The sequence below is a fragment of the Beijerinckia sp. L45 genome (assembly GCF_009765775.1).
Taxonomy (GTDB): domain Bacteria; phylum Pseudomonadota; class Alphaproteobacteria; order Rhizobiales; family Beijerinckiaceae; genus RH-AL1.
In genome coordinates this window covers 1-7,466 of sequence record NZ_LMUU01000150.1, presented here as the reverse complement: position 1 = coordinate 7,466, position 7,466 = coordinate 1, and the positions used below count along the sequence as shown (strand labels likewise).

Below are 7,466 nucleotides of genomic sequence, written 5' to 3'. Positions count from 1 at the left end.
TCCGGACGCAATGCGCGCGGCGCTGGTCGGTGTCGACACGCTGTTTCTCCTCGCGGCCAATGCCGCGGACGAACTGACGCAAGCGCTCGTCACGCTCAATTTGGCGCGTGAGGCCGGCGTGAAGGGCATCGTCTATCTGTCCGTGCTCAAGAGCGGCGAGTTCAGCGACGTCCCGCATTTCGCGAGCAAGCAGACGGTGGAGCGCATGATCGAGCAGGACGATCTGCCGGCGACGGTTTTGCGCCCGGCCTATTTCATCCAGAACGACATGCGCCTGAAGGATGCGCTGGTCGGGGCAGGGGTTTATGGCATGCCGGTCGGCGGCCGCGGCATTTCGATGGTCGATGTGCGCGACATCGCCGAGGCGGCCGTCGCCGAACTGCTGCGCCGCGACCAGGCCGCGGCGCCCTTGCCGCGCGAAATCTACGAACTGGTCGGTCCCGACGTGCACACCGGAAGCTCACTGGCGACGCTATGGAGCGCGGTGCTCGGCCGCACCGTGCGCTACGGCGGCGACGATCTCGATGCGCTTGAAACCCGCCTGAAAGCGGCGGCGCCAGCCTGGGTCGCCTACGACATGCGCCAGATGATGCGCCGCTATCAAACCGACGGCGCCGTCGCCTCCGAGGGGGCGGTGGCGCGGCTGGCGACGCTGCTCGGTCATGCGCCGCGCTCCTACCTCGCGTTTGCGGAGGAGGCGGCGAAGGCTTTCGCGGGCTGACACGTCTCCCGACGCGGCCGAGGTCTACAGATCGCCGTTAGGCAGCCACGACACGGCGGCGAGATTCCGGGGCGGTGAATCGATCGTCATGGGATCGCCGTGACGCGGCCGGTCGCCAGTTGGATCTCATAAGGCCGAGCGGCAGAGGCCTGGCGTCGAAGGTCGGGTCTCGCGGGCCTTCAATTGCCTTCCTCTGTCCCCACGCTCAATTTGCTGGCGCCGTAGTAGCCGTAGACGTCGTGCAAGAGGGTGAGCAGCTCTCCGGCCAGGGCAGCATCCTCGACCTGATCCGCCGGATAGGTCTTCGAATAGTTCGGTGCGCGACCGGGATCGGCGAAGTCGGCGGTATGCAGGCGGGCGATCCGGTCGGGCGTCAGCACCGCCGCAAGCGCCGGCCAACTATCCGCCGACTGGGCTTCGCAATAGAAAGCCTTGGGATCGGACTGGGGCATGCACTGGATGTAGCCGAGCCCCACGTCGAAAACGGTGAAGATATGCTCCCGGTTCATATTTACCCGGAGGCGCAAGATCTCGGCCGTCACCTGAGAACCGTAGACAGCGATGAGATCGGCAATCGTGCTGCCGGGGCTCAGCTTGTGCGCCGGCTCGTCGCTCGCGGGTCGGTACGCGCAGGCGTAGACCGCCGTGCGTCGCATCGCGGACGCGTCACTGATGAGGCCAGCCAGATTCTGCGACGGTCCGTTGCGGGGCGGGCAGGCCTGGCTTGGGATCGACGTGGTTTCGACCTCCAGATTCCCGAGGTCGGCGCCATAGGCCTCGGATAGCGCGGCGAGGATTCTGTCCGCCACGTCCTTGGCGGAGATCTCGGCGCGGAAGGTTTGGACGTAATTGCCGAAGCTGGGATCGAGCATCCAGCCCATCGCCGCCAACTGACCGATACGGCTCGGCGTCAGCACGTGGGCCATGGAGACCTGCATCAGGCTGCCGGCGGCCTCGCAGCGCAAGGCGCGGTCGCTCATGCGGCGGCACTGGACGTATTTGTTGCCGTCCCATGCCGCGGCCAAGTTATCCTTGCCGGGCCGGTCCAAAAGCTTGATGGCGGTGATCGCCGCTTCTACCTTTGACGCGGGACTTTGGACGACTGGGGCGGCGAGCGCCGGGGATGGTGCGAGCGCCACGACCAACGCCAGAACCCTCAACGTTTTCCTGACCATGGGAGCCACCGCGATGCTTGTCGACGGCGCACTGTTCCTGTGCTGAGAAGGCAATCGTGCATATGCCCGAAGTTCTTGGTCTTTAGACAGAGGACGGGATTGCCGGCACCGCGCCATCGCATCGCCAACGTCATGCTCAAGCGATCGACCATCGCCGCGGTCTCAAAGAGCTCCACCCTTTGCCTCCGATGCGCTAACCCTTTGAAAAAGAGCGACGGCTCATCGCTTAAGTGAGTCCACTTGAGCGGCCGGCGCTCTAAGGGCCGGACGGCAGAGGATTACGACATCGCGCCGGCCTCTTCACCGCGAACAAGGACCATCGCTTGTGACGATCACGATCTACGGCATCAAGGCTTGCGACACGATGAAGAAGGCGCGCGCCTGGCTGGATGGGCAGGGGCTTGCTTACGCCTTCCACGACTACAAGACGCAGGGCATTGACCGCGTGCGGCTGGAAAAATGGGCGGGACAGGTCGGTTGGGAGACACTTCTCAATCGCGCCGGCACGACGTTCCGCAAGCTTCCGGACGCCGACAAACAGGGGCTTGACGCCGCCAAGGCGATCGCTCTGATGCTGGCGCATCCCTCGCTCATCAAGCGTCCGGTGTTGGACGCCGGTGGCGCGCCGATCATCGGCTTCAAGCCGGAGCTTTATGCGGCCCGGCTGGGGTTAAGCGCTGCCGCCATTGACGGCACCCACGTCATGTGAAGACAATCGGTGGACACAGCGGGGTTGTCGTGGCCAAAACACCTTCGGGCTCAATTCGTGTCGGCGTCCGCGAATTGCGCGGAAACCTGACGCGCTATCTCCGCGAGGCCAGCCAGGGGGCGTCGATCCTCGTGACATCGCAGGATACGATCATTGCCGAAATCCGCGCGCCGGCGCCGTCGACGCCAGCCCGACGCCAGCCCGGCGCATTGCGCGGGCAAATTCGCATCGCCGAGGATTTCGACACGTTCCCCGACGCCATGCTGGACGCAATGGAGCGGTGAAACTCCTGCTTGATACGCATGCGCTGCTTTGGTGGCTGAGTGACGATACGCGGCTGGGACGAACAGCGCGCAACGATATCGCCGATGCCTCGAACGACATTTTGGTCAGCGTCGTTTCGCTCTGGGAGATCGTGGTAAAAGTGCGGATCGGCAAACTCGAAGCCGATATTGCTGCCGTCGAGCGCGCCATCCGGCACGACGCTTTCGAGCGTTTGGCCATTGCGCCGGCCCATCTTGCCATGCTCGCGACATTGCCGATGCATCACCGCGATCCGTTCGATCATCTGCTCATAGCACAGGCCATCGGCGAAGCCGCGGTCTTGCTGTCCGACGACCTGCACATGGCGTTATACCCGGTCGAGACGATGCGGTGCGGGGGTACCTGATTGAAGATGCCGAGAATGAGACGCTTTTCGCTTCCGTGAAGATCGGGACAAAGTCCGCGGGGCCGAAGCCCCGCGGCCGTTGCAGCAGTCGTTACTTGCCCTGGCCCGCGGCCGCCAAGATGAGGTCCGCGACCTCTTTCGACTTGGACACCAGCGACAGATGGCCGGCGTCGAGTTCAACCGTCGTCGCGTTCATGCGCTTGGCGAGAAAGCGCTCGAGGTCGGGCGAGATCGTCATGTCTTCCTTTGACACGGCGTAAAAGCTCGGCTTGCTGTGCCAGGCGGCTGCCGTGGTCTTACCGGCGAAGAGCGAGGCCGCGGTCGGTCCCTGTTCGGCGTAGAGCACCTTGGCTTGCGCCGGCTCGACACCATTGGCGAAATATTTCAGGAAGGCGTCTTCCGACAGCGTGGTGATGCCATCGTGGTTCTGCACGCCGGCGCGCACTGGCATGGTTGGGAATTTGGCCGACAGCGCGACGAAATCTTCGCCCGCATCCGGCGCTCGCGCCGCGACATAGACGAGCGCGGTGACCTTCGGGTCGACGCCGGTCTCGCTGAGCACGGTGCCGCCCCAGGAATGCGCCACCAGCACGGTCGGGCCATCCTGCAGCGCCAGAGCCTGCTTCGTCGCGGCGACGGAGTCGGCAAGCGAGTTCAGCGGGTTCTGCACGGCGGTGACGTGAAGGCCTGCCGCCTGAAGCCGCGCGATGACCGCAGCCCAGCTGGATCCATCGGCCCAGGCGCCGTGGATCAGCACCACGTTGTGCGCGACTACAGGTTTCGCCTGCGCGGTCGCTGCCGCTGCGAACAACGATGTCGAGATCATGCTGGCGGCGATCAGCGCGCCGATACGGAACGTCTTCATAGGATAAACTCCGGTTTCAACCATTTGCCAAAGCGTGTCGCTTCGAAGATCCAGTTCGATCCGGCAACACGGTTCGCAACATCCTCACGACCTCGTGATCACGGAAGCCGCGCAAGAAATAAACGACAGGCGCTGTAACATCGGGCCTGCACAGACGAATGAGGCCATATGGACAGCCGCGAAGATCTTTGGGCGGACGCGATGCGCGCCGAGCGCCGCGGGGACGTTGCAGCCTACGAGCGGCTGCTCGGCGATATCGCGGAGATGCTGCGGCGGCTCATCCGCGGACGCTTCGCCCGTCTCGGGTGGGGCGGCGACGACACGGAAGACCTGGTTCAGGAGGTGCTCATCGCCCTTCACACCAAGCGTCACACCTGGGATGCGGACCGGCCGTTCCTGCCATGGCTCTACGCGATCGCGCGTTACAAACTGGCGGATGCCGCACGGCGACTGCGGCGCGAGGCGCGCTATCGCCGCGACATCACGCCGGAGCATTGGGCGACGCTGTTCGACACGCCGACGGATGATTTCGACCGCGCCATCGGCGAGATCGGCCGCCATCTGAATGCCTTGCCGTCAGGCCAGCGCGACGTCGTCCAGGCGCTCGCGATCGACGGCACCACCGTTCGCGCCACCGCGCAAAAGCTCAAGACCAGCGAGGGAGCGGTGCGCGTGACGCTGCATCGTGCGCTGCAACGCCTGACCGCGGCAGCGAGCCGCGACGAATCTTCCAACAGCAGAGGCAAGAGATGAGATCGTTCGGCGACACAAACAGTTTGATAAAGAACTTATCGGGCGAGGCCGGGACAGGTCACGCGCGCGCGGGCATGCCGCTCGACCGGGCTTTGCTCCTGGCCGTGGCCGTGGCGTTGGCGCTGGCCATCGTCCTGGTCTTTCTCCTGTTCGGTGTCAGCGACGCTTTGCTGGCGACGATGCGGGGCGGGCCCTTTCAGCACAAGGTCGCCAGCGCGCTGCTTATCGCGGCTGGCGGCTTTTTCCTCGTGCGGAACGCGGCACGACCGGATGGCGGCCGTCTCCCGGTTCTGGCGCTTTTGCCCGGCGTGGTCCTGCTCGCGCTCGGGGGCGTGACGGACGCGTCGGGACTTCCGGTCCTCGGGCGCTCGGGCGTTTCCGTTCCGATCTGTCTCATCGCCATCGTCGCCGTGTCGCTTCCGGCCTTGGCGCTGATCATCGCCGCCGTGCGGAAGGGGGCTTCGACCCGCCCCACCGCCGCCGGCATCGCGGCCGGGCTGCTCTCGGGCGCGCTGGGGGCCGCCGCCTATGCGCTGGCGTGCAAGAACGACGGCGGTCTGTTCGTCGCGGTCTGGGACAGCGTCGGCATTCTGATCGTCGCCGCCCTGGGCGGCGCGATCGGGCGCCGCGCGCTGGCTTGGTAGGGCGCCGATGCGCCCCCGAGGAGCGTGGCGCTCGCATAAAAATCGAACAAAATTATTGAATGCGTATTCATCGCAAAGGGCTGCAGATCTGGTCACACTCATCAGTTGCGGAAGACTTTATTGAAGTAACGCATCTTTACGATATTGTTTTATGGATCCATATCGACGAAGAATCACCGACAGCGTCTTGGCTTGGCGTTGGCGACATTGACGGAATTGAAGGGATGAAGCGTCTCAAGATACTTCCGATTCTGATGCCGAACGCCCAGTTGTGCGAAGGGCGGCAACTGGTTGCCGTAGCCTTTCGCGAAGGGCCGACCGCTTTGCGCGTGCCCGTCCGCGTCGATCGCGTGCCGGATTGGTTCGCGCTCGTTGGAATGCTGAAAGGCTATGGGCAGCATGTCAGGCGCTATCAGTTCGACGGCAGCCGCGATCTCTCCGGCCCGATGACGCTCTGCCTCGATTTCGAGCCGGGCTACCGCGACCGCGCCAATCAGAACCACGACAGCTTGTTCCATGCCTCCTCGGACCTGCACGCGGGTCCGTGCAACTGAGTCTCCGGTCGTCTGGCGGTCGCCGTGCTGCCGTGCATTGATCGCCAAAACCACTGATGAAGCCCCGGATGGCGGAGCATAAGATTCTTTCTTCCCGGGTACTCAGGTCCTCTTTGCGCGGCGTCGTGGCGCTCAACCTCGCCGCGTTTGCCGGGGAAGTGGGTGTCGCGCTGGTGATAGGATCGGTCTCCCTCGTTGCCGACAGCGTCGATTTCCTCGAAGATGCTTCGATCAACCTGCTCATTCTCGTCGCCGTTCTGTGGTCGGCGCGCGCTCGCGCCCGGCTTGGCATGGGGCTCGCCGGCATAATTCTCGTGCCAAGCCTCGCCACGCTGGCGATGGCGAGGCACCAGTTTGGCGTTCAAACGCCACCATCGCCCGTCGCCCTGGCGCTCACCGGTTTCGGGGCGCTCGTCGTCAACGGCACTTGCGCCTGGATGCTGGCGCGTCACCGCCATGCGGGCGGCAGCCTGATGAAGGCGGCGTTTCTTTCGGCGCGGAACGATACGGTGGCCAACGCGGCCATCATCGTTGCGGGGTTGGTGACCGCGGCGACCCGCTCGGCGTGGCCCGATCTTACCGTGGGCGCGGCGATCGGCCTGCTCAATGCCGGTGCGGCCTGGGAGGTCTACAGCGCCGCCCGGGCAGAGCAGAGCGCGCCATCTGCCTCGGAACTCAAAAGTGACCGATCGGGAGCGACTTAATTGCGCAGAGCACTACCGTTAAGCTGATGGCGCCCCATAATGAAGGCTCACTGCACAAGGAGCTTTCGATGATCCGCCTGACTTTCGCCGCCGCCAGCATTCTCGCCCTTACCGTAGCCGCCTCCGCCGCGCCGACCATCCAACGCGTGCGCGGCACGATCGAAAGCGCCGGCAACGGCATGCTGACGGTCAAGACCGCCGACGGCGCTTCCACGGCCATCACCCTTGCCCCCGAGACGAAGTTCACCTTCCTGGTCAAGGCCAGCCTCGACGACGTCAAGGACGGCGTGTTCATCGGCACTGCGACCAAGGGCGAGCCGCCCGTCGCTCTGGAAGTCGTCCTGTTTCCCGAAGCGATGCGCGGGACCGGCGAAGGCCATTATGATTGGGATACGATCACCGACACGACGGCCGACGGCAAGGCGGTCAAGAGCTCGATGACCAACGGCACGATCAAGACGACATCCAAGCCGGTGACCAAGAGCGCGATGACCAACGGCACCGTGAAGAGCGGCACCGCAGCCGGCGGCGCTAAGAAGCTCACGGTGACCTATGCCGGCGGCGGGAGCCTCGACATCACCGTGCCGCCGAGCGCGCCGATCGTCGCCTTCCAGCCCGCCGACATGTCGGCGCTCAAGCCCGGCGCCCACGTGTTCGTCGTCTCCGCCGTC

Annotated in this window: 11 protein-coding genes; 9 read left to right on the top strand and 2 right to left on the bottom strand. The window is 64.7% G+C overall.

Annotation, left to right across the window (positions count from 1 at the left end; translation table 11 throughout):
• The coding region (locus tag GSQ79_RS16100) for an NmrA family NAD(P)-binding protein (RefSeq protein ID WP_158809706.1) at positions 1 to 721 on the top strand (721 nt) is incomplete at its 5' end.
• A gap of 179 nt (positions 722 to 900) precedes the next feature.
• Here the strand turns inward: GSQ79_RS16100 and GSQ79_RS16095 are convergent.
• Positions 901 to 1,896 carry a hypothetical protein gene (locus tag GSQ79_RS16095; RefSeq protein ID WP_246725380.1) on the bottom strand — a complete coding sequence of 332 codons (996 nt, stop codon included), beginning with the start codon at positions 1,894 to 1,896 and terminating at the stop codon, positions 901 to 903.
• Between the two features lie 325 nt (positions 1,897 to 2,221).
• Between GSQ79_RS16095 and GSQ79_RS16090 the strand changes: the two genes are divergently transcribed.
• The 3 genes from GSQ79_RS16090 to GSQ79_RS16080 are packed head-to-tail and all read left to right on the top strand — an operon-like array spanning position 2,222 to position 3,275.
• On the top strand, positions 2,222 to 2,605 hold the full coding sequence (locus GSQ79_RS16090) for an ArsC family reductase (protein WP_158809705.1): 384 nt from the start codon (positions 2,222 to 2,224) through the stop codon (positions 2,603 to 2,605).
• Between the two features lie 29 nt (positions 2,606 to 2,634).
• Positions 2,635 to 2,889: a prevent-host-death protein gene (locus GSQ79_RS16085; protein WP_174243230.1), complete on the top strand. Its 255-nt coding sequence runs from the start codon at positions 2,635 to 2,637 to the stop codon at positions 2,887 to 2,889.
• Complete coding sequence (locus tag GSQ79_RS16080; protein WP_158809703.1) at positions 2,886 to 3,275, top strand: type II toxin-antitoxin system VapC family toxin; 390 nt, start codon at positions 2,886 to 2,888, stop codon at positions 3,273 to 3,275. Before GSQ79_RS16085 ends, GSQ79_RS16080 begins: the two co-directional genes overlap by 4 nt.
• A gap of 91 nt (positions 3,276 to 3,366) precedes the next feature.
• Here GSQ79_RS16080 and GSQ79_RS16075 read toward each other — a convergent pair whose 3' ends face one another.
• Positions 3,367 to 4,140, bottom strand: a complete 774-nt coding sequence (locus GSQ79_RS16075; RefSeq protein WP_158809702.1) for an alpha/beta fold hydrolase — start codon at positions 4,138 to 4,140, stop codon at positions 3,367 to 3,369.
• 168 nt (positions 4,141 to 4,308) lie between these two features.
• Here GSQ79_RS16075 and GSQ79_RS16070 point away from each other — a divergent pair, with 168 nt between their 5' ends.
• From GSQ79_RS16070 to GSQ79_RS16050, 5 genes are all read left to right on the top strand, one after another.
• The gene (locus GSQ79_RS16070) at positions 4,309 to 4,893 is read left to right on the top strand and encodes a sigma-70 family RNA polymerase sigma factor (RefSeq protein WP_158809701.1); all 585 of its coding nucleotides are present in this window, start codon (positions 4,309 to 4,311) and stop codon (positions 4,891 to 4,893) included.
• 23 nt (positions 4,894 to 4,916) lie between these two features.
• Entirely contained in the window at positions 4,917 to 5,537 is a 621-nt protein-coding gene (locus GSQ79_RS16065) for an NrsF family protein (protein WP_246725379.1), read from the top strand.
• Positions 5,538 to 5,596: 59 nt separating this feature from the next.
• Positions 5,597 to 6,091 carry a hypothetical protein gene (locus GSQ79_RS16060; protein ID WP_158809699.1) on the top strand — a complete coding sequence of 165 codons (495 nt, stop codon included), beginning with the start codon at positions 5,597 to 5,599 and terminating at the stop codon, positions 6,089 to 6,091.
• A gap of 68 nt (positions 6,092 to 6,159) precedes the next feature.
• Positions 6,160 to 6,795 carry a cation transporter gene (locus tag GSQ79_RS16055; protein ID WP_158809698.1) on the top strand — a complete coding sequence of 212 codons (636 nt, stop codon included), beginning with the start codon at positions 6,160 to 6,162 and terminating at the stop codon, positions 6,793 to 6,795.
• A gap of 68 nt (positions 6,796 to 6,863) precedes the next feature.
• Positions 6,864 to 7,466 (top strand): metal ABC transporter permease (locus GSQ79_RS16050; protein WP_158809697.1); only part of this gene is annotated, 603 nt, incomplete at its 3' end.